This is a genomic window from Piscirickettsia salmonis LF-89 = ATCC VR-1361, assembly GCF_000297215.2.
Lineage (GTDB): Bacteria > Pseudomonadota > Gammaproteobacteria > Piscirickettsiales > Piscirickettsiaceae > Piscirickettsia > Piscirickettsia salmonis.
Genome location: NZ_AMFF02000104.1, coordinates 1 through 717 on the forward strand (window position 1 = coordinate 1; position 717 = coordinate 717).

Annotated in this window: 1 protein-coding gene; it reads right to left on the minus strand. The window is 43.0% G+C overall.

Going from position 1 to position 717, the window contains the following annotated elements; translation table 11 throughout:
* Positions 1-22: 22 nt before the first annotated feature.
* Entirely contained in the window at positions 23-613 is a 591-nt protein-coding gene (locus tag C200_RS10225; protein ID WP_033923761.1) for a tyrosine-type recombinase/integrase, read from the minus strand.
* Positions 614-717: the final 104 nt, after the last annotated feature.

Genomic DNA, 717 nt, shown 5'->3' on the forward strand with positions numbered 1-717 from the left:
GAGGTAGCGACGCTTACGTTACTTAAATTAAATCCACAATTCTCTTTTTAGCCTCACTATCACCCTCGATATAACGCTGAGTAGTTTGTAGTGTGGTATGTCCTGCAAGCTGTTGAACATCACGCAAAGAACCACCTGCTTTGATGATGTTTTTAGCCGCTCTTGTGACAAAAGTCCGGCGACCACTGTGACTACTACAGCCTTCAAAGCCTAAATTTTTGTAGAGTTCGGCAAACCAGTTAACCACCGTTTGGGTCGGAAAGTGCGAATTGCGACGCGAGAGAATTACTGGCCTTTGTCCATGCTTTGGCTTTGACTCGTCTAATAGCTGGGATAGGGCCTGTTTTAATTGTTTATTGAGTGGGATGACTCGACCCCCTTGTTTACCTTTGCTCGCGGTGTTACGTAGATGGATCGCTTCACAAAGTTGGCCTTCTGGGGTGAGCAGCATGTTCCAGGTGAGCGCTGCAATTTCTTTTGCTCTTAAGCCTGCTTTGATAGAGAGCAGGAACATCGCAGTGTTGCGGGTTGGGTAGGTGGTTGATTGTAGTGAGCTTAGCACCGTTTTTTCTTGCCTCTCGCTTAAAATTTTCGCTTGCTTATTGAGTCCCATTTTTTAGTCTTCATATCAGTATAATAAGTTTATATGTTAAGATATTATACTGATTGTGTTTTGTCGTTTATTGGTGAGTCTTTGATTTAGATTTAGGAATTTCA